General features: G+C 64.5%; 21 protein-coding genes. 13 read left to right on the top strand and 8 right to left on the bottom strand.

The genetic code is table 11. From position 1 onward, the window contains the following. Positions 1 to 4: 4 nt before the first annotated feature. The gene (locus REH59_RS20315; protein ID WP_003247242.1) at positions 5 to 964 is read right to left on the bottom strand and encodes an AAA family ATPase; all 960 of its coding nucleotides are present in this window, start codon (positions 962 to 964) and stop codon (positions 5 to 7) included. Between the two features lie 227 nt (positions 965 to 1191). Here REH59_RS20315 and REH59_RS20310 point away from each other — a divergent pair, with 227 nt between their 5' ends. Next, positions 1192 to 2502: a T6SS phospholipase effector Tle1-like catalytic domain-containing protein gene (locus REH59_RS20310; protein WP_014860953.1), complete on the top strand. Its 1311-nt coding sequence runs from the start codon at positions 1192 to 1194 to the stop codon at positions 2500 to 2502. 35 nt (positions 2503 to 2537) lie between these two features. Here the strand turns inward: REH59_RS20310 and REH59_RS20305 are convergent, their stop codons facing one another. From REH59_RS20305 to REH59_RS20290, 4 genes are all read right to left on the bottom strand, one after another. Then, on the bottom strand, positions 2538 to 3755 hold the full coding sequence (locus tag REH59_RS20305) for an MFS transporter (RefSeq protein WP_014860954.1): 1218 nt from the start codon (positions 3753 to 3755) through the stop codon (positions 2538 to 2540). Positions 3756 to 3814: 59 nt separating this feature from the next. Continuing rightward, positions 3815 to 5029, bottom strand: coding sequence for a benzoate/H(+) symporter BenE family transporter (locus REH59_RS20300; protein ID WP_014860955.1), 1215 nt, complete (start codon positions 5027 to 5029; stop codon positions 3815 to 3817). Between the two features lie 149 nt (positions 5030 to 5178). Beyond that, a complete protein-coding gene (locus tag REH59_RS20295) occupies positions 5179 to 6066 on the bottom strand; it encodes a dihydrodipicolinate synthase family protein (RefSeq protein WP_014860956.1) in 888 nt (295 codons plus the stop codon). 44 nt (positions 6067 to 6110) lie between these two features. Then, a complete protein-coding gene (locus tag REH59_RS20290) occupies positions 6111 to 6893 on the bottom strand; it encodes an aldolase (protein WP_014860957.1) in 783 nt (260 codons plus the stop codon). Positions 6894 to 7137: 244 nt separating this feature from the next. On the opposite strand from REH59_RS20290, the gene REH59_RS20285 reads away from it, so the two are divergent. From REH59_RS20285 to REH59_RS20275, 3 genes are all read left to right on the top strand, one after another. After that, the gene (locus REH59_RS20285; RefSeq protein WP_012053225.1) at positions 7138 to 8685 is read left to right on the top strand and encodes an AMP-binding protein; all 1548 of its coding nucleotides are present in this window, start codon (positions 7138 to 7140) and stop codon (positions 8683 to 8685) included. Between the two features lie 14 nt (positions 8686 to 8699). Beyond that, positions 8700 to 9866 carry an acyl-CoA dehydrogenase family protein gene (locus tag REH59_RS20280; RefSeq protein WP_014860958.1) on the top strand — a complete coding sequence of 389 codons (1167 nt, stop codon included), beginning with the start codon at positions 8700 to 8702 and terminating at the stop codon, positions 9864 to 9866. Positions 9867 to 9970: 104 nt separating this feature from the next. Beyond that, positions 9971 to 11224 carry an MFS transporter gene (locus tag REH59_RS20275; protein WP_003247252.1) on the top strand — a complete coding sequence of 418 codons (1254 nt, stop codon included), beginning with the start codon at positions 9971 to 9973 and terminating at the stop codon, positions 11222 to 11224. Positions 11225 to 11236: 12 nt separating this feature from the next. Here the strand turns inward: REH59_RS20275 and REH59_RS20270 are convergent, their stop codons facing one another. Further along, a complete protein-coding gene (locus REH59_RS20270; RefSeq protein ID WP_003247253.1) occupies positions 11237 to 12181 on the bottom strand; it encodes a LysR family transcriptional regulator in 945 nt (314 codons plus the stop codon). Between the two features lie 214 nt (positions 12182 to 12395). On the opposite strand from REH59_RS20270, the gene REH59_RS20265 reads away from it, so the two are divergent. Genes REH59_RS20265 through REH59_RS20250 form a run of 4 tightly spaced genes read left to right on the top strand, consistent with a single transcriptional unit; the run spans position 12396 to position 16254 of the window. Next, entirely contained in the window at positions 12396 to 14249 is a 1854-nt protein-coding gene (locus REH59_RS20265; RefSeq protein WP_014860959.1) for a DUF1302 domain-containing protein, read from the top strand. 22 nt (positions 14250 to 14271) lie between these two features. Continuing rightward, positions 14272 to 15582: a DUF1329 domain-containing protein gene (locus REH59_RS20260; RefSeq protein WP_014860960.1), complete on the top strand. Its 1311-nt coding sequence runs from the start codon at positions 14272 to 14274 to the stop codon at positions 15580 to 15582. Further along, entirely contained in the window at positions 15582 to 15968 is a 387-nt protein-coding gene (locus tag REH59_RS20255) for a YidH family protein (RefSeq protein ID WP_003247256.1), read from the top strand. Before REH59_RS20260 ends, REH59_RS20255 begins: the two co-directional genes overlap by 1 nt. Then, complete coding sequence (locus tag REH59_RS20250; protein ID WP_014860961.1) at positions 15961 to 16254, top strand: DUF202 domain-containing protein; 294 nt, start codon at positions 15961 to 15963, stop codon at positions 16252 to 16254. Before REH59_RS20255 ends, REH59_RS20250 begins: the two co-directional genes overlap by 8 nt. Before the next feature lie 28 nt (positions 16255 to 16282). Here REH59_RS20250 and REH59_RS20245 read toward each other — a convergent pair whose 3' ends face one another. Together REH59_RS20245 and REH59_RS20240 are read right to left on the bottom strand one after the other, a co-directional pair. Continuing rightward, on the bottom strand, positions 16283 to 18244 hold the full coding sequence (locus tag REH59_RS20245) for an alkyl/aryl-sulfatase (RefSeq protein WP_014860962.1): 1962 nt from the start codon (positions 18242 to 18244) through the stop codon (positions 16283 to 16285). Between the two features lie 101 nt (positions 18245 to 18345). After that, positions 18346 to 19269, bottom strand: coding sequence for a LysR family transcriptional regulator (locus REH59_RS20240; protein ID WP_014860963.1), 924 nt, complete (start codon positions 19267 to 19269; stop codon positions 18346 to 18348). 84 nt (positions 19270 to 19353) lie between these two features. On the opposite strand from REH59_RS20240, the gene REH59_RS20235 reads away from it, so the two are divergent. From REH59_RS20235 to REH59_RS20215, 5 genes are read left to right on the top strand one after another with little or no spacing between them, the layout of a single operon-like run. Further along, positions 19354 to 20592: a 3-hydroxyacyl-CoA dehydrogenase gene (locus tag REH59_RS20235; protein ID WP_014860964.1), complete on the top strand. Its 1239-nt coding sequence runs from the start codon at positions 19354 to 19356 to the stop codon at positions 20590 to 20592. Continuing rightward, on the top strand, positions 20589 to 22364 hold the full coding sequence (locus tag REH59_RS20230) for an acyl-CoA dehydrogenase C-terminal domain-containing protein (protein ID WP_014860965.1): 1776 nt from the start codon (positions 20589 to 20591) through the stop codon (positions 22362 to 22364). The genes REH59_RS20235 and REH59_RS20230 overlap by 4 nt, the downstream gene beginning before the upstream one ends. 33 nt (positions 22365 to 22397) lie before the next feature. Next, positions 22398 to 23561 carry an iron-containing alcohol dehydrogenase gene (locus REH59_RS20225; protein WP_014860966.1) on the top strand — a complete coding sequence of 388 codons (1164 nt, stop codon included), beginning with the start codon at positions 22398 to 22400 and terminating at the stop codon, positions 23559 to 23561. Beyond that, positions 23561 to 24013, top strand: a complete 453-nt coding sequence (locus REH59_RS20220) for an acyl-CoA thioesterase (protein WP_003247263.1) — start codon at positions 23561 to 23563, stop codon at positions 24011 to 24013. The genes REH59_RS20225 and REH59_RS20220 overlap by 1 nt, the downstream gene beginning before the upstream one ends. Next, positions 24010 to 25194 carry an acetyl-CoA C-acyltransferase gene (locus tag REH59_RS20215; RefSeq protein WP_014860968.1) on the top strand — a complete coding sequence of 395 codons (1185 nt, stop codon included), beginning with the start codon at positions 24010 to 24012 and terminating at the stop codon, positions 25192 to 25194. The genes REH59_RS20220 and REH59_RS20215 overlap by 4 nt, the downstream gene beginning before the upstream one ends. The last annotated feature ends 20 nt before the right edge of the window (positions 25195 to 25214 follow it).

Here is a 25214-nt window from a genome sequence, read left to right as displayed (position 1 = left end):
GGGGTCAGGCAACGGCGACGACGTCGAGGATGCGCTGGACCACGCGGTCCTGGTCGATCCCTGCCGCCTCGGCCTCGAACGAGAGGATGATGCGGTGGCGCAGGACGTCGAACAGCACGGCCTGGATGTCTTCGGGGCTGACGAAGTCGCGCCCGGCCAGCCAGGCGTGGGCACGCGCGCAGCGGTCCAGCGAGATGGAGCCACGCGGGCTGGCGCCGTAGGCGATCCAGTCGGCCAGCTCGGTGTCGAACTTGGCCGGGGTGCGGGTGGCCATGACCAGCTGCACCAGGTATTCCTCCACTGCGTCGGCCATGTACAGGCCAAGGATTTCCTTGCGCGCGGCGAAGATGGCCTGTTGGCTGACCCGGCGCTCAGGCTTGGTCTCGCCGCCCAGGGCTTCACCCCGGGCCTGCGCCAGGATGCGCCGCTCTACGGCGGCGTCGGGGAAGCCGATTTTTACATGCATCAGGAAGCGGTCGAGCTGGGCTTCGGGCAGCGGGTAGGTGCCTTCCTGCTCGATCGGGTTCTGCGTGGCCATGACCAGAAACAGCGGCGACAGGTCGTAGGTGCTGCGGCCCACGCTGACCTGGCGCTCGGCCATGGCTTCGAGCAGCGCCGATTGCACCTTGGCCGGTGCACGGTTGATTTCGTCGGCCAGCACCAGGTTATGGAAGATAGGCCCCTGCTGGAACACGAAGCTGCCGGTTTCCGGGCGGTAAATCTCCGTGCCGGTGATGTCGGCCGGGAGCAGGTCGGGGGTGAACTGGATGCGATGGAACTGCGCTTCGATGCCTTCTGCGAGTTCTTTGATGGCTTTGGTCTTGGCCAGGCCCGGTGCCCCTTCGACCAGCATGTGGCCGTCGGCCAGCAGCACGATCAACAGCCGTTCGACCAGTTTCTCCTGGCCTAGGATCTGGGTAGAAAGAAAAGTGCGCAGCGCGATCAGCGCTTCACGGTGTTCCATCGGCGACGGTTCCTGGTAGGGGCCTGAGGCGGCGTGAGGCAGCAGCCTTGGCAAGGGGGGATACTTTAATCTATCCGGGGGGGCGACCACCAATGGCGGCGGGTAAATTTATCGTTGCAGCCGGGCCTGCGGGCAAAGAAATGTCCCACGTATGGCTGGCCATTGCCTGATGTTCCGTGACGGCGTGCTGGCGCCTGCTTGTGCTTTTCGGACAAGCAGGAGGCACGATGATGAAAATGACCAGCGCCAGCACGCCAAACCTTACGCCGATCACCTTGCGTTTTGGCGTGTTCTTCGATGGCACCGGTAACAACCAGCACAATGCCATGACGATGGGTGAGCAGGGCGACAAGGGCGGCAGCTATGGCAACGCCTTGAGCAATGTGGCCCTGTTGCATGCGTTGTATCCGGCTGAGGCGGCCAATGCCGAGGGGCCGCAGGCGTTCTTGAAGCACTATGTGGAAGGCGTGGGCACGCTGGCGGGTGAAGCCGACCATGTCTACGCCTCGGCCACCGGGCATGGGCGCACGGGGGCCGAGGCGCGGGTTGCCGAGGCGTTGCAGGCGATGGCCGAGCAACTGCAGGCGTGGCGCCGGGCGCATCCGCAGGCAACGCTGGAAGGGGTCGAGTTCGATCTTTTCGGTTTCAGCCGCGGTGCGGCGGCGGTGCGGCATCTGGCCAACCTGCTGTACGAGGGCGCGGGCGGGCTGTTGTCGGTGGCGTGCGAAACCTCGATCAACTTTATCGGCCTGTTCGACACCGTGGCGGCGATCATCGCGCCGTTACAGGGCGACTTCGACCCGGCAGACGGCCGCCACGGTCGCCTGCGCCTGGGCCTAAGTGCGGGTATTGCCCGGCACGTGGTGCAGCTGGTGGCCGAGGACGAGCGGCGGCATAACTTCCCGCTGGTGCGCAGTGGCCACGATATCCTGCTGCCGGGCGTGCACTCGAATATTGGGGGGGGTTACCCGGAGACCCTCCTGGAGCAGGTGCTGCTGTGCAAGCCGCAGTCCCAGCGTGTGCCCGCAGGCATGCGTGTCGAGCAGTGCCGCGTCCATGCCAAGGTGAGCGCCTTGCTGGATTCGGCGTTTGCCGATATGGGCGAACCCAGGCCGCGCGTGATGACCTGGGAGGAGCCGATTGCCGGTGCGCATCGGGACGAGGCGCAAAAGCAGGTCTATGCGGCGGTGTACCGGGAGCGGCAAGTGGCGGGGCACTTGTCCCGGGTGTACCTGAGCGTGATGCGGGCGTTGGCGGTGCGCGCGGGTGTGCCGTTTGCGCCGTTGGGGGCGCAGGCTGAGCATCGGCTGCCGGATGAGTTGTCGAGCATCAGCCGCAAATTGCATGCCTTTGCCTTGGGGGAAACTGGCCAGGTGGGGTTGAGCGAGGAAGAACAGCGGCTGTTGCGCGACAGATACGTGCATGCGTCAGCGAACTGGAATGCAGTGAAGGGCTTGCGCAACAGTGTGTTGGATGTGCTGTTCGTCAATCGGCCGGGGGCAGGCGGGCGAGTGATGCATGCCAACCCGGCGCAATGAGTGATTGATCGTGGCCTGGCAATGCTGCACCGGGCCTACAGGGCGCGCGCCAGCTGTTCAGTCGCGCGCCTTCTGGCTGAATACATCTCCTGTGCCAGGGTCAGCAGCACCGTCAGCAACATGAACACCACCGATGCGATGAAAATCCCGTTGGGCAGGCGCTGATCGAGCATCCAGCCGAACGCCACCGGCCCGATGGCACCGCCGACGTTGAACCCGGTCGACACCAGGCCGAAGGTTTTGCCCTCGGCCCCGGGTGGCGCCGCCGCCTTGACCAGCATGTCCCGTGATGGGGCGATGACACCGGTGAGCAAGCCGATGGCACCCAGTACGACCACCAATGCCCAGCCCTGCAGCAGCCCCAGCGCCACCAGTGCAGTCAACGCAGCCGCCAGCGCGAAGGCCAGTGCCGCCACCAGGCCATGGCGCCGGGTACGGTCGGCCAAAGCGCCTCCACACAGCACGCCGGCTGCGCTGCTCAGCAGGAAAGCGGTGAGCGCGGCGTTGGCCCAGGCCAGTGTCAGGCCTTGGCCCTGGACCAGGGCGGCTACGGAGAACTTCTCGATGGCACTGGTGCTCAGGTTGAGCAGGATGAACAGCACCGTCAGCACGCCGATCATGGGGGTGAACAAACGTACGCGGCCTGTTGCTGTGACCGGGCCTGTGTCGTGTTTGTTGGCAGGCCTGGCGACCCGGTAAACGCCACTGCCTGGTATCGATATCAGCAGTAGCGCGGCTACCCCGAATAACGCGCCCGCCGCCAGGGCTGCCCGCGTGCCGAGCGCCGCGGCGATGCCGAGAAATACGGCTGGGGTAACGGCCGAACCGAGGAAGCCGGCAAAGGTATGAATAGAGAACGACCGCCCCAGGCGCGCGGGCTCGATGCCGTTGGCCAGCAGCGCATAGTCGGCCGGGTGGTACACACCATTGGCCAGGCCAGCCATGGCCATCGCCACCAGCAATACCGCATACCCGGGGCTGGCCGCCAGCAGCACGAAGCTGAGGCTGCCCAGCAACAGCCCGGCCTTGAGCACTTTACGTGCACCATAGTGGTCGACGGCATAACCCAGCGGGGCCTGTACCAGCGCGGAGACGATGTTGAACACCGCCAGGGCTACGCCCAGCTCTACGAAGCCTACGCCCAGCAGGCCGGGCAGCACGGGCAGTAGCGCCGGGATCAGCATGATGTGCACATGGCTGACGAAGTGCACGGCAGCAATTTGGGTCAGCAGCTTGGGGCCAGCGTGGGGCATGTCGATACCTGTTGAACAGCGTGCGCCCCTGGCGCACGGCAAGGTGGTGGAAAGCTCGTTTAGCGGGAGGCGCCGCGCAAACCGGGCAAGCGACCGTTCAGCACAACATGGGCCAGCAGACCAATGACCAGGCCCCAGAAAGCCCCGCCAATGCCCAACAGGCTGATGTTGGCCGCCGCCGCCAGGAAGGTGATCAGTGCTGCCTCGCGTGAACGGGCATCGGCCAGGGCGCTGGCCAGGCTGGCGCCGATGGTGCCCAGCAGGGCAAGGCCCGCCAGGGTGGTGATAAAGGTGCCCGGCAGGGCCATGAAGACACTCGCCAGCGTGACCCCGAACACCCCGACGAGGATGTAGCAGACACCGGCAGCGATGCCCGCCACCCAGCGCTTGTCCGGGTTTTCATGGGCTTCCTTGCCGGTGCAGATGGCCGCGGTGATGGCAGCGATGTTGAACGCGTGTGAACCGAAGGGCGCCATCAGCAACGAGCCGATGCCGGTGACGGCGACAATCGGGTTGGCGCTGGTCTTGAAACCATCGTTGCGCAGCACCAGCATGCCGGGCATGTACTGGCCGGTGAGGGTGATCAGGAACAATGGCAGGGCCACGCTGAGGGCCGCGTTGAGGGAGAAGGTGGGCGCGGTGAAAACCGGTGAGGCGAATTCCAGCCGCAACGTCGTCAGGCCCACTTGCCCCTGCAGCAACAGGTAGCCCAGGCCCAGCAGCAATATGGCGACCACGGCGTAACGGGCGGTGAAGCGTTTGAAGGCCACATAGGCTGCAATCAGCAGTCCGGCGAGGGTGGGGTCGACCGACAGGCTGGCAAAGGCACCGATGCCAAACTGCAGCAGGATGCCGGCCAGCAGGCCGGCGGCAATGCCGCCGGGCACGACGCGCACCAGGCGCTCGAAGCACCCGCTCAGCCCCAGCACCACGAAGCCGGCGGCCGACAGCAGGTAGGCACCTATGGCCTCGCTGTAGGGCACGCTGGCCAGGGCGGTGACCAGGAACGCGGCGGCTGGCGTGGACCAGGCTGTGATGACCGGCTCCCGGCTGTACCAGGACAGTGCCAGGCCGCTGAGGCCGACGCCGATCGACACCGCCCAGACCCACGACGACGTCAGCTCCGGGCTCAGCCCGGCCACTTTGGCCGCCTGGAACACCAGGATGAACGTGCCGCCGTAGTTGACGATCACCGAAACGATTCCGGCAATCACCGGGTGAAGGATGTCTGTCAGCCTGAGCGGGGTTGTAGAGCTTTGAGCAGGCGCGTCCATGGTTGCCTCTGGTAATGGTCAGATGAGGAGCAGTTTTGTGCGGCGAAGGGGTAATCCGACTGCAGCGTCATTGGCCCTTTCGCAGCCCAAGGCTGCTCCTGAAGAAAAAGACTGCCCGACAGCGACAGGCTGCCGGGCAGGTTTGGGCGTCAGTTGGCCAGCGCCACCAGCAAGCTTTTCAGGTGATTACTGCCTTGCGCATCCAGCGGCTGCAGGGGCAGGCGTGGGGCGCCGACCTCCTGGCCGAGCATTTTCAGGCCGGCCTTGATGGTGGTCGGCAGGCCACGGCGGGTGATGTACTCCAGCAGCTCGTACTGGCGGTAGAACAACGCACGGGCTTCGGCCAGATCGCCTTGTTGTACGGCGTCCCACAGCGCCAGGTTGAGTGCCGGGATCAGGTTGGGCGCGGCGGTACACCAGCCCGTGGCGCCGGCCACCAAGGCTTCCAGGGTCAGCGGGTTGCAACCGTTGTAGAACGCCACCTGACCATCTGTAGCCGTGAACAGGCGGTGCATGCGCTGGATGTCACCGGTGCTTTCCTTGACCATGGTCACAGTGGGCACTTCGCCGAGGATACGCAGGATCAGCTCCACCGACAGGTCGGTGCCGCTGGTGCCCGGGTTGTTGTAGAGCATGATCGGAATGTCGATGGCGGCGCCGACCGCCTTGTAGTGGGCGACCACTTCGGCTTCGGTGAGCTTCCAGTAAGAGATGGGCAGCACCATCACCGCCGTAGCACCGCAGGCCTGTGCCAGGCGGGCACGCTGCACGGTGCGGGCGGTGGTCAGGTCGGAGACGCTGACCACGCTGGGTACGCGCCCGGCAATGCGTACCTGGCTGAAACGCACCACGGTTTCCCATTCGCTGTCGGACAGGTAAGCCCCTTCGCCGGTGCTGCCCAGCGGCGCGATGGCGTGCACGCCGTCTGCAATCAGGCTATCGATGGACGTGCCCAAGGCGTCCAGGTCGAGTGTGCCGTCTGCCGTGAAGGGAGTGATGGTGTAGCCGATAACGCCGCGAATTACAGGTGTAGACATGACCAGGCACCTTTGCCGTTGTTGAGGAAAGAGTACAGCTTCGATCAGCCCAGGCAGTCGCCATGGGCACGCAAGGCTCGGCGCGCGTAGTAGCTGAAGGCGGCACCGTGACGTTTGGGGGTGGAAATCCAGTCGTGGGCCTCTTTGCCCAGTGCTTCGGGGATGGGGCGGATGTCACCGGCGCCCATGGCCAGCAGTTGCATCTTTGCTGCGCGCTCGAACAGCAGGGCGAGCACGCAGGCTTCCTCGATCGAACGCCCAGCGATCAGCAGGCCATGATGGGAAAGCAGGATTGCGCGCTTGTCGCCAATCGCGTTCGCGATGATTTCGCCTTCTTCGTTGCCCACCGGCACACCGGGCCATTCCTTGAGGAATGCACAGTCGTCGAACAGGGGGCACAGGTCCATGTGCGAGATGGCCAGCGGAACTTCCAGCATCGACAAGGCGGCGCTGTGCAACGGGTGGGTGTGGATGATGCAGTTGACGTCGGGGCGGGCGCGGTACAGCCAGCTGTGGAAGCGATTGGCTGGGTTGGCCATGCCACGGCCTTGCAGCACCGTCAGGTCTTCGTCCACCACCAGCAGGTTGGAGGCAGCGATTTCGTCGAAGCCAAGCCCCAGTTGTTGGGTGTAGTAGGTGCCAGGTTCCTGCGCGCGCGCAGTGATCTGCCCGGCCAGGCCAGAGTCGTGGCCGCCGTCGAACAGGATCCGGCAGGTGAGGGCGAGCTTTTGTCGCACGGTGTAGGTGTTGTCGGTCAGCGCCGTCAGCATCTGTTGCTGGGCGTGTTTGACAAGCTGGTCCTTGGGGGTGTGCATGGTGGTCGTCATGAGCGGTACCTGCAGGGGTGGAGACTAGGGATGGCTGATCGGCGCGGAGGCGACGCCAGGACACGGCGTTGATCGTAATGACACAAGGTGTCATATGCAAGCGATGTGTCATCCTTACCTCAGGGCCTCAACACATCAGTGCCAGCGCAATCTGTTATGGCGTGCATACGCAACTGGTATTACTTGCCCCGGCTTCACGCTGTTTAGCATCGAGCGGGTCTTAACCGTCGACGAGAACAACAACGTGAACCTTGGAACCCTATCCAGTCGAAGTGCCAGATATTGGCCTGAACGTCTGGCGGTAATCGACCGCCACACCCGGCTGACCTTCGCTCAGCTCGAACAGCGGGCCAACCAGCTGGCCTCGGCCTTGCTGGCACAGGGCATCGCCACGGGCGAGCATGTCGCCATCCTGGCGCCAAACCGCGCCGAACTGGTGGAAGCAGAGGTGGCTTTCTACAAGGCCGGCCTGGTCAAGGTACCGGTCAATGCGCGTCTGGCACCGGATGAAGTCATTCAGGTGCTCAACGACGCCTGCAGTGTCGCACTGATCGCCGATGCGCAACTCGCCCAGGCGTTGCTGGACCGCAGGCAGGAGGTACCTTCATTACGCTTGATCGTGACCTTGGGTGAGCGGGGCGGTGACATCACCTATGCCGCGCTGCTGGCACAAGGCAGTAGCCAGCCAATCAGCTGCGACCTGCCTGACGATGCTCTTGCCGTTTTGCATTACACCTCAGGCAGCTCTGGTGTGCTCAAGGCTGCGATGCTCAGCGTGGGCAACCGCAAGGCGCTAATCCGCAAGAGCCTCGCCAGCCCGACCCGTCGCGCCGCCCCGGGCGACGTCATGGCTCACGTCGGCCCTATCACCCATGCCAGCGGCATGCAGCTGATGCCGCTGCTGGCGGTCGGTGCCTGCAACCTGCTGCTGGAGCGCTACGATGACCAGCTGTTGCTCGAGACCATCCAGCGCGAAGGCGTGACCCGCTTGTTCCTGGTGCCTGCCATGATCAATCGCCTGGTCAACTTCCCCGATGTCGAGCGCTACGACCTGAGCAGCTTGCGCCTGGTCATGTACGGTGCCGCGCCGATGGCACCAGCGCTGGTGAAACGGGCCATCGAGGTATTCGGGCCGATCCTGGCCCAGGGTTACGGTGCTGGCGAGACCTGCTCGCTGGTAACCGTCCTGACCGAACAGGACCATCTGTGCGAGGGCGGCGACTACCGGCGCCTGGCCTCGTGCGGGCGTTGCTACTTCGAAACCGACCTGCGCGTGGTGAACGACCATTTCCAGGACGTCCAGCCGGGAGAGGTGGGCGAAATCGTAGTCAAGGGCCCGGACATCATGCAGGGCTACTGGCGCGCCCCCCACCTCACCGCCGAGGTAATGCGCGACGGCTACTACCTGACTGGCGACCTGGCCACGGTGGATGAGCAGGGGTATGTGTTCATCGTCGACCGCAAGAAAGAAATGATCATTTCCGGTGGCTTCAACATTTACCCCAGTGAGGTCGAGCAGGTGCTCTACAGCATGCCGCAGGTGTTCGAGGCGGCAGTGGTGGGGGTGCCTGACGAGCAGTGGGGCGAAGCGGTGCGGGCGGTGATCGTGCTCAAGCCGGGCATGGCGCTGCAGGAGCAGGACGTCATCGAACATTGCGCCCAGGCCCTGGCCGGTTTCAAGAAACCACGTGCCGTGGACTTCGTCAGCGAGCTGCCGAAAAACCCCAACGGCAAGGTGGTGCGCCGGTTGATCCGTGACGCCTACTGGCAAAACAGCGAACGCCGTATCTGACACGAGGAACGACCATGTATCAGCCAAGCGAAAAGGCCCAGCAGATCATCGAGGCCATCAGTGGCTTCGTTCGCAACGAAATCCTGCCCCTGGAACAGCAAGCCGGTCTCAGTTGGGCAGAGCCGCACCCGCGGGCGGTGCTGCAGCAGGTATGGCAGCGCTCGTGCGAGCAGGGCTTCTACAACATCATGCTGCCCGAGGCGATAGGTGGCGCCGGGTTGAGCGTGTCAGACCTGTGTGCGGTCAAGGAAGCCACGGTGCTCACCGGCTCGATGCTGGCGCCGCACATTCTCGGTGAGCTTTCCGGACCGCCCCGTATCGGCCATCTGTTCAAGGTGGCGAGCCCGACCCAGATCGAGGCGTTCCTGCAGCCGGTGTGCCGTGCCGAAAAGGCCGTGTGCTTCGCCCTGACTGAAAGCGAAGCCGGCTCTGATGCAACGGCGATCAAGACCTCCGCACGGCGGGAAGGTGAACACTATGTGCTCAATGGCGCCAAGCGCTACATTTCAGGGGCGCCCTATGCCGACATCGCCGTGCTGCTTGCGGTGACGGATCCCGGGCGCGGTGCCCAGGGGATTTCGGCGTTCTTCGTCGACCTGAGCGCATCGGGGGTAAGGGTTGAAAGCGATTATTCGGTCATGTCCGGCGGTGGTGCGCATGGCGACATCATTCTTGAGGACGTACGGGTGCCGGCGGCCAACCGCATCGGTGAGCAAGGGCAGGGCTTCAAGTTGGCGATGGGGCGCATCACCCTCAACCGCCTGCTGCATTGCCCCACCTTGCTGGGGCTGGCCGGCCTGGCACTGAACCTCTCGATCGACTATGCCCGCACGCGCAAGCAGTTCGGCCAGCCTATCGCCATGTTCCAGTCGATCAACCACATGATCGCCGACATGGCCACCGAGCTGCATGCTGCACGCAGCATGGTCTACACCACGGCAGCGGTGAATGACGCCGGCGGCAATATCCGCACCCAGGCCCCGATGTGCAAGCTGTTCGTTTCGGAGACGGCCTTCCGCATCGCCGATCGCGCCGTGCAGATACACGGCGGTGCCGGGCTGCTGCGTGGCAACCCGGTGGAGTGGATATTCCGTGCGACACGTATGATGCGCATTCTCACGGGAACCAGCGAGATCCAGCGCAACACCATCGCCAAGGGCGTGCTCATGCCTGAGCAATGACGCGGTATGCCCGGCCCCTGGCGGCCGGGTTCTCCAGACAATAACAAGAACGAGAGATCATCATGACTCATACTGACACCCCCGCACGTGCAGGCACGGCCTGGATGATTGCGGTACTGCTGGCGCTGTTGATGCTGGTGAACTTCCTGGACAAGGTGGTCATCGGCCTGGTGGCGGTGCCGATGTCCAGGGAACTGGGCTTGTCCCCTGCCGAGTTCGGCCTGGTAGGGGGCGCACTGCACTGGTTCTTCGCCATCTCGGCGGTGATAGGCGGCTTCATGGCCAATCGCCGGCCAACCCGCACCCTGCTGCTGGGGATGGGCGCGTTCTGGGCGCTTATCCAGTTGCCCATGTTGTTCGTCAGCTCGCTGTGGGCGATCGTCGCCTGCCGGGTGCTGCTGGGTATTGGCGAGGGACCGGCCTCACCGGTGGCTACACATGCCTTGTACAAGTGGTTCCCCAACGACCGTCGCAACCTTCCCGTGGCGCTGTTGCATACCGGCAGTGCGCTGGGGCTATTGGTAGCGGGTGCCATGATCCCATGGATCAGTGTGCACTACGGCTGGCGCATGAACTTCATCGTGCTGGCGGTGATCGGGGCGGTGTGGTGTGTGCTGTGGTGGTGGCTGGGCAGCGAGGGCAACCTCGACCGCATTCGCCCGGGCCAGCGTGAAGAAGGGCAGGCCCCTGTTCCCTATCGTCGGCTGCTCGGTGACCGCACGGTACTGGGCAACTACTTGTGCCACTTCGCCGCCAACTGGTCCCTGGCGTTGACCCTGACCTGGGTACCGAGCTACCTGGAAACCGGGCTGGGGATCGACCCGATCATGACCGGCCAGGTGTTCGTTCTGTTCGTGGTGGTTACCACGCCGCTGAGCCTGTTCATGGCCTGGCTGTCACAGCGAATGATGCGTGCCGGGGTTGCCACGCGCTGGTCGCGCGGTGCGTTCGTTTCAGTGTGCCTGATCGCCAGCGGGCTGCTGTCAGCGGCGTTGTTTCTGCCCGGTCTGAGCAACGTCGAGCGGATCGTCAGCCTCACCTTCAGCGGCGGGCTGGCGCTGGTGATGTACTCCGTGGGGCCTGCCATGCTGGCGGAGTTCACGCCCAGCGGGCAGCGCGGCGGCATTCTGGCGATCGGCAACGGTATCGCCTCGTTGGCCGGGCTGTCGGCACCGGTGGTCACCGGTTTGCTGGTGCAGGGCGCCGGGGCCGGGCACACGGCAGGGTTTGGCCAGGGATTTCTGGTGTGCGGCGCGGTGCTGGTGATTGCCGGGCTGATCGGGCTGGCCTGGATGGACCCGCAGAAAACCCGGCAACGTCTGATGCAGGTGGGCACGGCTGCGCCAGCCCAAGCGTGATGTGCACAGCGCTCAGAGGCTCTGCTCCGCCAGGGCCTCGCGCTCGATCAAGGTGCCTTTCCAGCGCTCGCTGCGCACCGCATCCACCAGCAGTGCGCGCACCAGGTCGCGCATGCAGGCGGCGGCGAACGACAGCGGCTTGTGCTGCGAGTGGGCCAAGGCGATGGTGCGGGTGATGCGCGGTTCCACTATCAGCCGCGCGCTGGCAGGCGCGGCCAAATCCAGCAGCGGTGGCCAGTTGCTGATGGTGGCCGCCAGGCCAGCACGGACCAGGCTGGTGATACCGGGGGCCGACTGCTGTTCGTAGCTGGAGTCCAGTGTCACACCGGTTTCCATGGCAGCCTGCTCGATGCGCCTGCGCAAGTGCAGGCTACGGGGTGGCATTACCAGGCGGCTCGCTGCGGCCTCAGCCAAGGTGATGGGCGACTCGTCAGGGCCGTGCCCAGGCAGGCCGACCCAGTACAGGTCTTCGGAAAACACGGGCTCGGCGACCACATGGACAAGCTCTTCGGCGTTGGGCACCACGCCGAAATCCACCTTGCCCAGCTCGATCGCCTGGCCACCTTCGCGGCTCAGGCCATCCCAAACGGTGAGCTTGATCCCCGGGAAGCGTGCCTGGGCCTGGGTAATGATGGCCGGCAACAACAGTGCCGAGGCCGTGGCGGGAATCGAGATGGCCACGTGCCCCTTGGGGTTGCCGCGGCTGGATTTCAGCTCGTCTTTCACCGAGTCGAGTTGCTGCACGACCGATCGGGCCACTTCGTACAACTGCCGCCCGGCATCGGTCAGTTCGATACCGTCATGCTGGCGCGCCAGCAGTTGCATTTCCAGTTCGCTCTCCAGCAGGCCTATCTGTCGGCTCAAGGCCGGTTGGGCGATGAACGCCTGGCGTGCGGCATTGGAAAAACTGCCGGCTTCGACAATGGCGATCAAATAACGCAGCTGTTTCAAAGTCATTGTGGTTCTCAGGCTATGCCGAAGTGATATGGCAACCATCGGGAGACGCTATTTGTTCAGCCCCGGTGGCCTACTTAGTATCGGTAAGCAGCAAAACGAGGATAACAGAAACGTTCGAATAATTACCCAAGCCCTTGCCTGCAGGCCTTTGCGCCGTACTTAAGCATTAACTCGCAATTCACTCTCTAATAAACACAATAAGAGGTTAAGAGTGATGGCATCTCGTATTTTCGGTCGCTCGGGACCGTTGTCGGTACTTGCCTCATCAGTACTTTTTTCTGCGTCTGCCTGTGCCGCTCAGTTTCACTGGGGTGAACTTGAGGGGCAATTCGACTCGGCGCTTTCCTTTGGTACCAGCATTGCGACTGCCAACCCTGACCCGGCCCTGCACAACAGCGCCAACAGCGATGACGGCCGCCTGAACTTTGCCTCTGGCGATGTGTTTTCAGCGGTGTTCAAAGGCACCCATGACCTGGAGCTCAAGCACGACAACCTGGGGGTGTTCCTTCGCGGTACCTACTGGTACGACACGGCCCTGCGTGATCACGATCAGCGCTTCAAGCAGGTCGAGGACAACAACCGCAAGCGCTCGGCCAAGACCGCAGGTAGCCAGCTGCTCGATGCCTTCGGTTATTACCTGTACGACATCGATGGCCAGCCGGGTTCGCTCAGGCTGGGCAAGCAGGTGGTCAACTGGGGTGAGAGCACCTTCATCCAGGGCGGACTGAACGTCATCAACCCCTTCAACCTGGCGGCCTTGCGCCGCCCCGGCTCGGAAGTGAAGGACGCGCTGGTGCCGGTGAACCTGTTCTACTTCACCCAGAACCTTACCGAAGCGCTGTCGGTCGACGGTTTCTATCAGCTGGACTGGGAACAGACCCAGCTCGACAACTGCGGCACGTTCTTTTCGAACAACGACTTTTTGCCCGATGGGTGTGATGGCCTGGACGTGGGCGCCAAATTGCTCGGCAACCCCACAGCCGTGACCGGGCTTGCGCCGTTCGGTGTGAACCTCACCAGCGAAGGCGTGCGCATACCTCGCGGCAGCGACCAGGATGCCCGCAACAGCGGGCAGTGGGGCGTTTCACTGCGCTGGTACGTGGCGGCGCTGGACACCGAGTTTGGTGCTTACGCGGCGAACTACCACAGCCGCACGCCTTACCTGGGTACGGTCAGCAGCCCGTATTTCGACAACCGCCGTTTCGCCCCGCAGTTGTGCGCCAACCTCGCTATCGGGCTTGCAGACTGTGCCGCTTTTCTGGGTTCCAGCGCAGGCCAGTCGCTGGTCGGCGCGCTACGCCTGGGCACCTCGCAGTACCGGGTGCAATACCCCGAGGACATTCGCCTCTACGGCCTTTCGTTCTCCACTACCCTGCGCACCGGCACGGCGCTGCAGGGGGAGCTGAGCTACCGGCCGAACATGCCCATGCAGCTCAACGGTACCGATATCATCCAGTCGTTGTTGAACGTCGATGGCCGCTCGCCCTTGCTGGGTGACGGCCTGCGGCCAGACAGCGCCAGTACGCTGTTCGACGGCTACCGCCGTAAAGAGATGACCCAGTTGCAGATAACCGCTGTTCACGCTTTCAGCCAGGTGATGGGGGCCAACCAGTTGCTGTTGATAGGCGAGGCTGGCGCCACCTACGTGGGCGGTCTGGAGGGCGCCTATGGCCCCCGTTACGGGCGCTCGGGCACGTTCAACAGCGGCGAACTGGCGGACAACAGCGTGTGCGTGGCCATTTCCAAAACCCCTGAGCACTGCAACGACGAAGGCTTCATGACCCCGTTTTCCTGGGGCTACCGGCTGCGTGCCACCTGGGCCTACCCCAACGTGATTGCCGGTTTCGACCTGCGGCCGAACCTGTCCTGGGCACATGACGTGCACGGCACCGGCCCGGTGGAGGGGTCGGCGTTCAGCGAAGGCTCCAGGGCCATCAGTGTCGGGTTGGATGCGACGCTCGCCAGCACCTACAGCCTGAGTGTGTCGTACACCGACTTTATCGACGGCGACTATGGCACCCGCGGCGACCGGGACTTCATCTCGCTGAGCCTGGGCGTCACTTTCTGAGGGCATGACAATGAAAATGCGCATGGTGATGATCGGCCTGTTCTGGGCGAGTGGCACGCTGGCAGCAGCCGGCCTGCCCGACAACCTGACCCCGGTGGGAGCCGAGCGTGCTGCCAGCCCCGACGGGCGCATCCCGGCCTGGCAAGGTGGGTTGAGTACAGCCCAGCAACGCCTGGGCGACAACGGCACGCCGCTGGATCCGTTTGCCGATGAGCAGGCTCTGTACCGGATCACGGCCGCCAACTACCGGCAGTACCGAGGTCAGCTTACCGACGGCCAGGTGGCCTTGCTCAAACGCTTCCCAGCCAGCTTCAGCTTGCCGGTGTATCCCACGCACCGCAGTGTTGCGATACCCGACGCGGTCGCGGTATCGGCCGCCCGCAACGCCGAGCAGGCGCAGCTGGATGACCAGGGCAACGGTGTGCGAGGTTTCACTGGCGTCATCGCCTTTCCGCGGCCAACCAACGGCCTGGAGGTGATCTGGAACCACCTGACCCGGCATCGCAACGAGAGCTACAGCCTGAGCTCCGACAGCGTCACGCCGCTGAAGAATGGCCGCTTCGTGCTGATGAGCGCGCGTCAGGAAGTGGCCCGGCCTGAAGGCTTGGCCAACCTGGGGGCGGGCAATGTACTTTATTACTTCACCTACCGCATGACGGCGCCCTCGCGGCTTGCCGGCGATGCGATGGTGGTGCATGAGACACTGGACCAGGTCGCCGAGCCGCGCTTGTCCTGGGTGTACAGTGCCAGCCAGCGCCGGGTACGGCGGGCGCCGAATATCGCCTATGACACCACCGGCCCGGGCACCGCCGGCCTGCGGACCGCCGACAGCCGCGACATGTTCAATGGCGCGCCAGACCGGTACGACTGGAAGCTGCTGGGCAAGCAGACGCTGCACGTGCCCTACAACAGCTACCGCTTGGCATCGCCTGAGCTGCGCTATGCGGACCTGATCAAGCCAGGTCACATCGACCCGGCACCAACCCGCTACGAACTGCACCGGGTATGGGTCGTGGAGGCGACGTTGAAGCCCGGGGCGCAGCATATCTACGCCAAGCGCCGGTTCTACCTGGATGAAGACACCTGGGCCATTCTCGAAACAGACAGCTACGACGCGCGTGGCGAGCTGTGGCGCACCTCACAGGCCCATGGTTTCTTTCACCCCGGCGGCCAGGTGGCAGTCAACGCCATGGAGGTTACCTACGACCTCAAGAGTGGCCGCTACCATGCATCTGGCTTGATCAACGAGCAGCGTCGGCCCTTTGCCTTCAATGTGCGCACCAGCCTTTCGTACTTCTCGCCCGGCGCCCTGCGCAGCTTTGGTGTGCGCTGATGGGCGTGCCTGAACCACGGCCTGACTGGTCGCGGCGGCTGTTGGGCCAGGGTGAAGCGCCTGATCCGCGCTTCACCCTGGCCAACGAACGTACTTTCCTGGCCTGGATTCGCACCGCGCTGGCGCTGCTGGGTGGCGCTATCGCCATTGAAACCTTCGCCGGCCACGTCCTCGAGACACCCCTGCGGCTGTGGCTGGTCGCTGGCCTGATGCTGCTGAGCGCATTGCTGAGCGCGGGCGCCTGCCTGCGCTGGCTGCGGGTAGAGCGGGCATTGCGTCATCGACGTCCATTGCCGTTGCCGGCACTGGTGCCCTTGTTGGCGCTGGGCTGCCTGGTCGCTGTATTGCTGGCAGGTCTCGTCCTGTGGCCACGCTGGCATGGGTGATCCGGGCCTGCAGGCAGAACGCACCGAGTTGGCCTGGCGGCGCACTGTGCTGGCGCTGATGGCGGTGGCGGGGTTGGCCTGTCGTCAGGGCGATGTGTACGTGCTGGCATTGGCGGGCGTGGCCGCGCTGGCGCTGCTGACCCGCCAGGGGCGGCGTTACGAACGGGGCCTGGCGATGTTGCAGGCCGAACGCGGCCAGCCTGAGCCGTGGGGAGTGCTGGCACTGGGTAGCGTGGTGTGGCTCATGGCATTGGCAGGCTTGTGCCGGTTGGCGAAGGGCGGCTGAGCGCAGTGCCGGCGCCGCCCGCTGCCGCTCAGGGCGTGACGAGATTGAAGCGTGAATCAGCCTCTTCCAGCCCGCCCATGAATTGCAGGAACTTTACCCGCTCGCCTTTGATGTCGATTGCCCCTGCTGTGGCTTCCTTGAGAAAGCCTGTCTGCTTCAAGGCAATGCTGTCCAGCGTCTGCTTGCGCATGGTCACCTCTACATCGGCCTTGGCGTGGCGCGCCAGGTCGCGGTGGGTGAGGACGCCGTTGCGCAGGGTGAGCGCGTAGTCTTCGTCCAGGTCGGAAAACCGCCAGTTGATGGTCAGGTTGCTATCGGCAGCCTTGTAGGCATTCACCCGAACACCCAGGTAGTCGAAAAACAGGCTGGGTGTCAGGGCCCGCACCATGTCATCGGCGTTGCCGCCGCTACCCGCACCGGCGGCAACGCCTGAGCGCAATTCCTGCGCGCCACTGAGGTAGGCATTGCGCCAGGTGGCGTTCTCACTCTGATAACCCAGTTGCTCCAGCGCGTCGGCCTGCAGTTCGCGGGCCTCGGTGTTGTCTGGCTCGGCGAATACCAGGTGGTTGACCAATTGCGCCACCCAGCGATAGTCGCCCTCGGCGAAGGCCTGGCGGGCCTGGGTCAGCACCTGATCGGCACCCCCCATCGCCGCCACGTAACGCTTGCCGGCCGCTTGCGGTGGCAATGGGTCGAGGTTGGCCGGGTTGCCGTCGTAGAACCCCATGTAGCGTTGATAGACGGCCCTGACGTTATGGCTGAGCGAGCCGTAGTAGTCGCGGCTGTACCATTTGCTTGCCAGACGCGGCGGCAGACTGGCCAGGGTCTGGGCAATTTCCATGGGTGTCTGGCCCAGATTGATCAGGCGCAAGGTCTGGCTGTCGATGAAGGCATACATATCGCGCTGGTCGGCCAGGTAGTCGCGGATGGCCGCACCACCCCAAGTGGGCCAGTGATGCTGGGCGAACACCACCTCGGCCTGCTCGCCGTAGCGTACCAGCGATTGGTCCAGGTAATGGGCCCACACTTTCGGATCGCGCACCAGTGCCCCGCGCAGCGTCAGTACGTTATGCTGCACATGGGTGGCGTTCTCGGCCATGCACAGTGCCCTGAGCGCCGGGAAATAAATGTTCATTTCCGCCGGCGCCTCGGTGCCCGGGGTCAGCTGGAACTCCACCTCCACGCCGCTCAGGGTCATGCGTTGCAGCGGTTGGCTGATTTCGAGCGTCGGCGCGATGAGGCTGACAGTGGCATTGGCCGGCACGCCCTTGCCCAGTCCGGCATCCACCTGGCCTCGCGGCCCACGGGGCAGGGGGGCGCCGTACATGTACTGGGCGCGGCGTTTCATGGCCGGTCCGGCCAGCACGTTTTCGCCGATGGCATGTTCGAAGAACCCCTCGGGCGCGATGACCTGGACTTTGCCAGCCTTGACGTCCGCCTCGTTGATCACGCCGCGAGCGCCGCCGAAATGGTCGACGTGCGGGTGGGTGTAGATCACCGTGGTCACCGGCTTGCGCGGGCGGTGCTTGAAGTACAGTTCGAGGCCCGCCTTGGCAGTCTCCACGGCAAGCAGCGGGTCAAGCACAATCAGCCCGTCCTTCCCCTCGACGATGGTCATGTTGGCCAGGTCCAGGCCGCGAAGCTGGTAGATGCCCTCGGTGACCTTGAACAGTCCGGCGATGTTGTTCAACTGAGCGATGCGCCACAAGCTCGGGTTTACCGTGGCAGGGGATTGCGCCGGTTCCAGAAAAGCATACTGGGCCAGGTTCCACACGGTCTTGCCATCGGCTGTCGCGACTGGCCCGTCGAACCGCTCGACCAGCCCACGCCGGGCTGTTTCGTAATCGACGCGATCCTCGAAAGGCAACCGTTGCAGCCACTGCTGGTTGCTGGCCTGTGTGGCCGGGGTGGCATCCTTGGCCGCTGTTGCGGCCAGGCTCGGAAGGGGGGCCAGCAGGGCAAGCGCCAGCATCGACAGTGAAAAGCGCATGGGATTTCCTTGTTGTTCTTGAGGCAGAACACTCTAGGGGAGGGGCTTGCGCACCAGCCAATACCAGAGCGGCATGGCCGCTATCGCGTTTCCTGATGGCTTCAGGCGGGGGGGAGCGTGAGGATCTGTTCGACCAGCCAGGCCAGGGCGGGGTCGTGCTGACGGTGGCTCAGGTGTACCAGTTCCAGTTCGAAAGGCTCCAGGGCAAAAGGCAGTTCGTGCACCGCCAAGGGCAGCAGATGCGCGAACTGCTGGGCCAGTTGCCGCGGCAGCACCACACACATGTCGGTGGCTGCGGCCAGATGGGCGGCCTGCAGGTAGTTGGGCGTGGTATAGGCGATTTGCCGGGTCAGGCCTTGCTCGGCCAGCCACTGGTCGACCATGCCCCGGGTCTGGCCGCCGTGCACCCAGATGTGCCGCAAACCCAGGAACGCGTCGAGGTCCAGTGCCTGGCCCGGCACCAGGTGCGGGTGCTGCTGGCGCAGCGCGATCTGCAGGGTTTCACGGCGCCAGGGGTGGCGGGTGAAGCGCGCCGGCACCTCGTCGAAACGGCCCAGTACCAGGTCGAGGTCGCCCCGGTCCAGCGCCTCGGCCGGCAGGTTGGGGGCCAGGTGCACCACGTCGATGCGCACGTTGGGTGCCAGCAGCTCCAGCCGCGCCAGGAGTGGCGGCATGCACAGCTGTTCGACGAAATCGGTGAGGGCGATGCGCAACTGGCGATGGCTGCGCTGAGGCTCGAAGCCATCGCCGGTGCCCAGCGTCTGCTCGATCTGCTGTAACGCCGCACGTATCGGCCCCTCCAGTGCCAAGGCCCGTGGCGTCGGACGCATGCGCCGGCCCACGCGGACCAGCAGCGGGTCGCCCAGCTGGTCACGCAGGCGCGCCAGGGCATTGCTCACGGTCGGCTGGGTGAGGGCCAGACGCTCGGCTGCCCGGGATACGTTCTGTTCACGCAGCAACATATCGAAGACGCGCAGCAGGTTCAGGTCGAAGTTCGAAATATTCATGCCGAAAATATATGGCATACGAAATGGAAATTTCAAAAATACCTTCGGCCTGCTTAGGGTGATCACAGTCCTCATACCTACAAGAAAGCAGGAGCGTTGCGCGTGAATACTCCCTTCCCGATCAATCAGGTGGCTGTGATAGGTGCAGGCACCATGGGCCGCGGCATCGTCATCAGCCTGGCCAACGCCGGGCTGTCGGTGCTGTGGCTGGACTGCAACGCGGCAGCGCTCGAAGCCGGGCTGGGCATGGTCAGCCAGGCCTGGGCCCAGCAGGTGGACAAGCAGCGCATCACCCCGGCCCAGGCCGACGCTTGCCTGGCGCGTGTGCAGGCAGTGGACGGCTATCCGGCGTTGGCGGAGGCCGACCTGGTGATTGAAGCGGTGTATGAAAACCTGGCGCTCAAGCAGGAAATCTTCCGTGCACTGGATGCGCACCTCAAGCCACGTGCGATCCTGGCCAGCAACACCTCGGCGCTGGACATCGACGCGATTGCCGCTGTCACCCAGCGGCCGTCCCAGGTCCTGGGGCTGCATTTCTTCAGCCCTGCGCATGTCATGAAACTGCTCGAAATCGTGCGTGGGACGCACACCGATCAGAAGGTGCTCGATGCCGCCAAAGCGCTGGGCGAGCGCATGGGCAAGGTGGCGATAGTGGCAGGCAACTGCCCTGGTTTCATTGGCAATCGCATGTTGCGCAGCTATGTGGGCGAAGCGCGCAAGTTGCTGCTTGAAGGGGCGTTGCCACATCAGGTGGATGCGGTACTGCAGCAGTTCGGCTTCGCCATGGGGCCGTTCCGCATGTACGACGTGGTGGGCATCGACCTGGAGTGGCGCGCCCGGCAGTTGGCCGGGCAAGGCATGCACGACCCGCTGGTGCAGGTCGATAATGCGCTGTGCGAGCTCGGCCGCCTTGGGCAGAAGACCGGGCAGGGCTATTACCGCTATGCCCCCGGCAGCCGGCAGGCCGAGCATGACCCGCAGGTCGACGCGTTGGTGCTGCAGGTGTCCCAGAACCTTGGCTACCGACGTCGGGGCATCAGTGCCGAGGAAATCCTCGAACGTTGCCTGCTGGCACTGGTCAACGAAGGGGCGAAGGTTCTTCAGGAAGGTATCGCCGACAGCAGCAGCGACATCGACCGGGTCTGGCTCCACGGCTATGGCTTTCCGGCTGCCACAGGCGGGCCCATGCGCTGGGCTGACGAGCAGGGGGCGCCGTTTATCCTGGCCCGGCTGGAATACCTGCAGGGCGTGCTTGGCGAGCATTGGCGCCCGGCAGGGCTGCTCTATTCACTCGTGGCCGGTGGCAAGCGTTTCGAACCGCGTGGGGAGGTTCAGGCATGAACTACCAGGCGCCCCTTCGCGACATGCGTTTCGTGCTGCATGAACTGTTCGACCTGAGCGGACATTGCCAGCAACTCGGTATCGAACTGGATCGCGACACCCTCGACGGCATCCTTGAGGAGGCCGCACGCTTCACTGGCCAAATCATCGCACCACTCAATCGCAACAGTGACGAACTGGGCTGCCAATGGGTGGGCGGCGAGGTCACCACCCCGGACGGCATGCGGGACGCCTATCGGCAATACGTCGAACATGGCTGGGCCAGTATGACCGGGCCGCAGGCCTACGGTGGCCAGGGTTTGCCGCAGATGGCATCGGCCAGCTTCCATGAAATGCTGATGGCAGCGTCGTTGTCGTTCCGCATCTACTCCGGCCTGACCGAGGGCGCGGTCCTGGCGTTGCATCGCCATGGCAGCGAGCCACTCAAGCAGGCCTACCTGAGCCGGATGGTCAGTGGCGAGTGGGCCGGCACCATGTGCCTGACCGAGCCGCAGGCCGGCACCGACCTGGCGTTGCTGCGTACCCGCGCCCAGCCGGAAGCGGACGACAGCTATCGCATTACCGGCAGCAAGATATTCATCAGTGGTGGCGAGCAGGACCTGACTGACAACATCGTTCATCTGGTACTCGCGCGCCTGCCTGATGCGCCGGCCGGTGTCAGGGGCATCAGCCTGTTCCTGGTGCCCAAGCTGTTGCCCGGTGGCGAGCGCAATGCGCTGGGCTGCGGGGCGCTGGAGCACAAGATGGGCATCAAGGGGGCATCGACCTGCGTGATGAACTTCGACGGTGCCCAGGGCTGGCTGGTGGGGGAGGCCAACCAGGGCCTGGCCTGCATGTTCACCATGATGAACGATGCCCGCTTCCAGGTCGGCCTGCAGGGGCTTGGTATTGCCGAGGCCGCTTTTCAGGGAGGGCTGGCCTATGCCCGGGAGCGTCTGCAGTCGCGCTCGCTTGCTGGGCCGGTGGCAGCGGAAAAGCCTGCCGATCCGATCATCGTCCATCCAGACGTGCGGCGCATGCTGCTGACCCAGAAGACCCTTACCGAGGGCTGTCGCATGCTGGGCATCTACACCGCTCGGCAACTGGACCTGGAGCATGCTGCGAAAAATGCACCGGCGCGCCAGGCCGCAGCTCGGCGGGCGGCGTTGCTGATCCCTATCGTCAAGGCGTTCTTCACCGACGTCGGTCAGGAAGTCGCCAGTCTTGGGGTGCAGGTGTACGGCGGTCACGGCTACATCCGCGAGTGGGGGATGGAGCAGTTGATGCGCGATAGCCGCATCACCCAGCTTTATGAAGGCACCAACGGCATACAGGCCCTCGACCTGATACGCCGCAAGGTCCTGGGGGACGGCGGGGCCGAGCTCAATCTGCTGATCGACGAAATGGCGCCGCACGTCAGGGCTGCCAATGCGCTCGACGGCCTGCAGGCCATGGCGACGGCCGTGGGGCAACGTCTGGAGGAATGGCGCGTCCTGGCCGCCCATGTGGTCGAGGCCTGTCAACGCGACCCCCAGGAGTCAGGGGCAGTGTCGGTTGATTTTCTTGCCTACTCGGCCTACGTGCTGTTGGCGGCGATGTGGTTGCAAGCGGCTGTGCGCGCTCAAGCGACGCTTGTCGCCGGCAGCGCGGAAACAGCCTTCTACAGGGCCAAGCTTGACGCCGCGACGTTCTACTGGCGGCGGATCCTGCCCCGCGCCACTGCTCACCGCGAGGCCCTGCTGGGTGGCGCGGATTGCCTGATGGCGCTACCGGCGAGCGATTTCGCGTTCTAGCGCACGGCAAACCACACGAACAAGGAGAGTGCGATGCAGCCTTTCAGCTTTGCCACCACTGCGCAGATCCTCTGCGAACCCGGCGCGGTGCAGCGCCTTGCAGGTCTGTGCCGTGAGCGCGGTGCCAAGCGTGTTTTGATCGTCAGTGACCCGGGTATCGCCCGCCTTGGCATGCTCGATGACCTGCTGCCGGGGTTCACGGCAGCCAAGGTCGGTGTGGCGATCTTCAGTGAGGTTACGGCCGACCCTAGCGAGGCATGCGTGCTGGCGGCCGCCCAGCGCGCCCGGCATATCGGCGCCGACCTGGTGGTGGGGTTCGGCGGCGGCAGCTCGATGGATGTGGCCAAGCTGGTTGCGCTGCTGGCCCACCGCGACTGTTCGCAGCCCATCGCCGAGCTGTACGGCATCGACAGGGCCAAGGGCCGCCGGCTGCCGTTGATCCAGGTGCCCACCACGGCAGGTACCGGTTCGGAGGTGACGCCGATCGCCATCGTCACCACCGGTGCCACCACCAAGATGGGCATTGTTTCGCCGCTGCTGTTGCCAGACCTGGCAGTGCTCGACGCCGTCTGTACCCTCGGCCTGCCATCGGCGGTGACGGCTGCTACCGGTATCGACGCCATGGTGCATGCCATCGAAGCCTATACCAGCCGCCTCAAACGTAACCCGCTGTCCAGCCTGCTGGCCCTTGAGGCGCTGCGGCTGCTGGCGGATAACCTTGACCAGGCTGTGCACAATGGCGGCAACCTGCAGGCCCGCCAGGCCATGCTGCTGGGGGCTTGCCTGGCCGGCCAGGCCTTTGCCAATGCACCGGTGGCGGCGGTGCATGCCCTGGCCTATCCGCTGGGTGGGCACTTTCATGTTCCCCATGGCCTGGCCAACGCGCTGGTGTTGCCGCATGTGCTGCGCTTCAACCTGCCGGTGGCGGCAGTGGACTACGCCGAACTGGCCGTGCCGCTGCTGGGGGCCCGTTTGCAGCCCGGTGATCAGCGCCAGCAGGCAGAACAATTCGTGGCCGAGCTGGCCGCGCTAGGTAGCCGCTGCGGGTTACCGGACCGCCTGCGCGACGCCGATGTACCGCGTCATCGGCTTGGCCAGCTGGCCGAAGACGCGATGCAACAGCAGCGCCTTTTGGTCAATAACCCGCGTGAAGTCACCCAGGCCGATGCGCTGGCCATCTATGAGGCAGCCTACTGATGAGCGACCTCCGGCAACGTGAACACTATCGGCACTTCACGCCTATAACCACCCGGTGGCACGACAACGATGTCTATGGCCACGTGAACAATGTGGTCTATTACAGCTTTTTCGACAGCGCCGTAAACCGCCTGCTGGTGCGGGAGGGCGGGTTGGATATCGACCAGGGGAGGGTGATCGCGCTGGTGGTCAGCTCCGCCTGCGACTACCAGGCGCCGGTGGCCTTCCCGCATGACATCGAAGTGGGCCTAGTGGTGGGCCGGTTGGGCAACACCTCGGTGCACTATCAGTTGGCTGTGTTCCTTGCCGGTCAGCCATTGGCCTGCGCCACCGGCCGCTTCGTCCATGTATTCGTCGACCGCGAAGGGCGGCGCCCGGTGCCGGTACCTGACTGCCTGCGGCGCGTGTTGAGCGAACTGCAGCCCCTATCCCCTGAGGAACAGCCATCATGAAAGACGCCGTGATCGTCGCCACTGCTCGCACCCCTATCGGCAAAGCCATGCGTGGCGCCTTCAACGACCTGAAAACCCCCAGCATGACGGCTGTCGCCATCCGCGCCGCGGTAGAACGTGCCGGTATCGAACCGGCGCAGGTCGATGACCTGGTGCTGGGGACTGCCATGCAGAGCGGCACTGCCGCGATCAACCCGGGTCGGCTGTCGGCGCTGGCCGCCGGCCTGCCCCAAACGGTCAGCGGTCAGACCGTCGACCGCCAGTGCGCTTCAGGCCTGATGGCCATTGCCACGGCGGCGAAGCAGATCATGGTTGATGGCATGCAAGTGACCATTGGCGCAGGCCAGGAGCAGATCAGCCTGGTGCAGCAGGTGCACAACCAGCTGGCCAGTGAGGCTTACGACCCCGCAGTGCTGCGCATGAGCGAGCACGCCTACATGCCGATGTTGCAAACGGCCGAACGGGTGGCCCGGCGTTATGGCATAAGCCGCGAAGCACAGGATGTCTACGCCCTGCAGTCTCAGCAGCGCACGGCGGCGGCGCAGGCGGCAGGGTTGTTCGCCGCTGAAATCGTGCCGGTCATCGCACGCAAGAAGGTGGTGGACAAGCTGACAGGTGTTGTCAGCCATGAAGAGGTGCGCCTGATCCAGGACGAAGGGAACCGACCGGCGACGACCCTGGCCGATCTACAGGGGCTCAAGCCCGTGGTCGAAGGCGGTTGTGTCACGGCCGGCAATGCCAGTCAGTTGTCCGATGGCGCCAGTGCCTGCGTGCTGATGGAGGGCGCGCTGGCGGCGCGCTCGGGCATCGCAGCCCTGGGGCTTTACCGCGGTATCGCCGTGGCTGGCCTTGCCCCCGAGGAAATGGGCATCGGCCCGGTATTGGCGGTGCCCAAGCTACTGCGCCAGCAGGGCCTGACGGTAGACGATATCGGGCTATGGGAGCTGAACGAGGCGTTTGCCTGCCAGGTGCTGTATTGCGCCCAGCAGTTGCAGATCGACCCGGCGAAACTGAACGTCAATGGCGGCGCCATTGCTATCGGCCACCCCTACGGCATGAGCGGCGCGCGGATGGTCGGCCATGCCTTGCTGGAGGGCAAGCGACGTAAGGTGAAGTACGTGGTCGTGACGATGTGCGTGGGCGGCGGCATGGGCGCAGCAGGCCTGTTCGAAGTGCTTTAGGCCGGTATCCAAGGCCAGCC

Source organism: Pseudomonas sp. BO3-4 (genome assembly GCF_034044115.1).
GTDB lineage: Bacteria > Pseudomonadota > Gammaproteobacteria > Pseudomonadales > Pseudomonadaceae > Aquipseudomonas > Aquipseudomonas alloputida.
The sequence above is the reverse complement of the archived record's forward strand: the minus strand, read 5'-3'. Positions and strand labels throughout refer to the sequence as shown.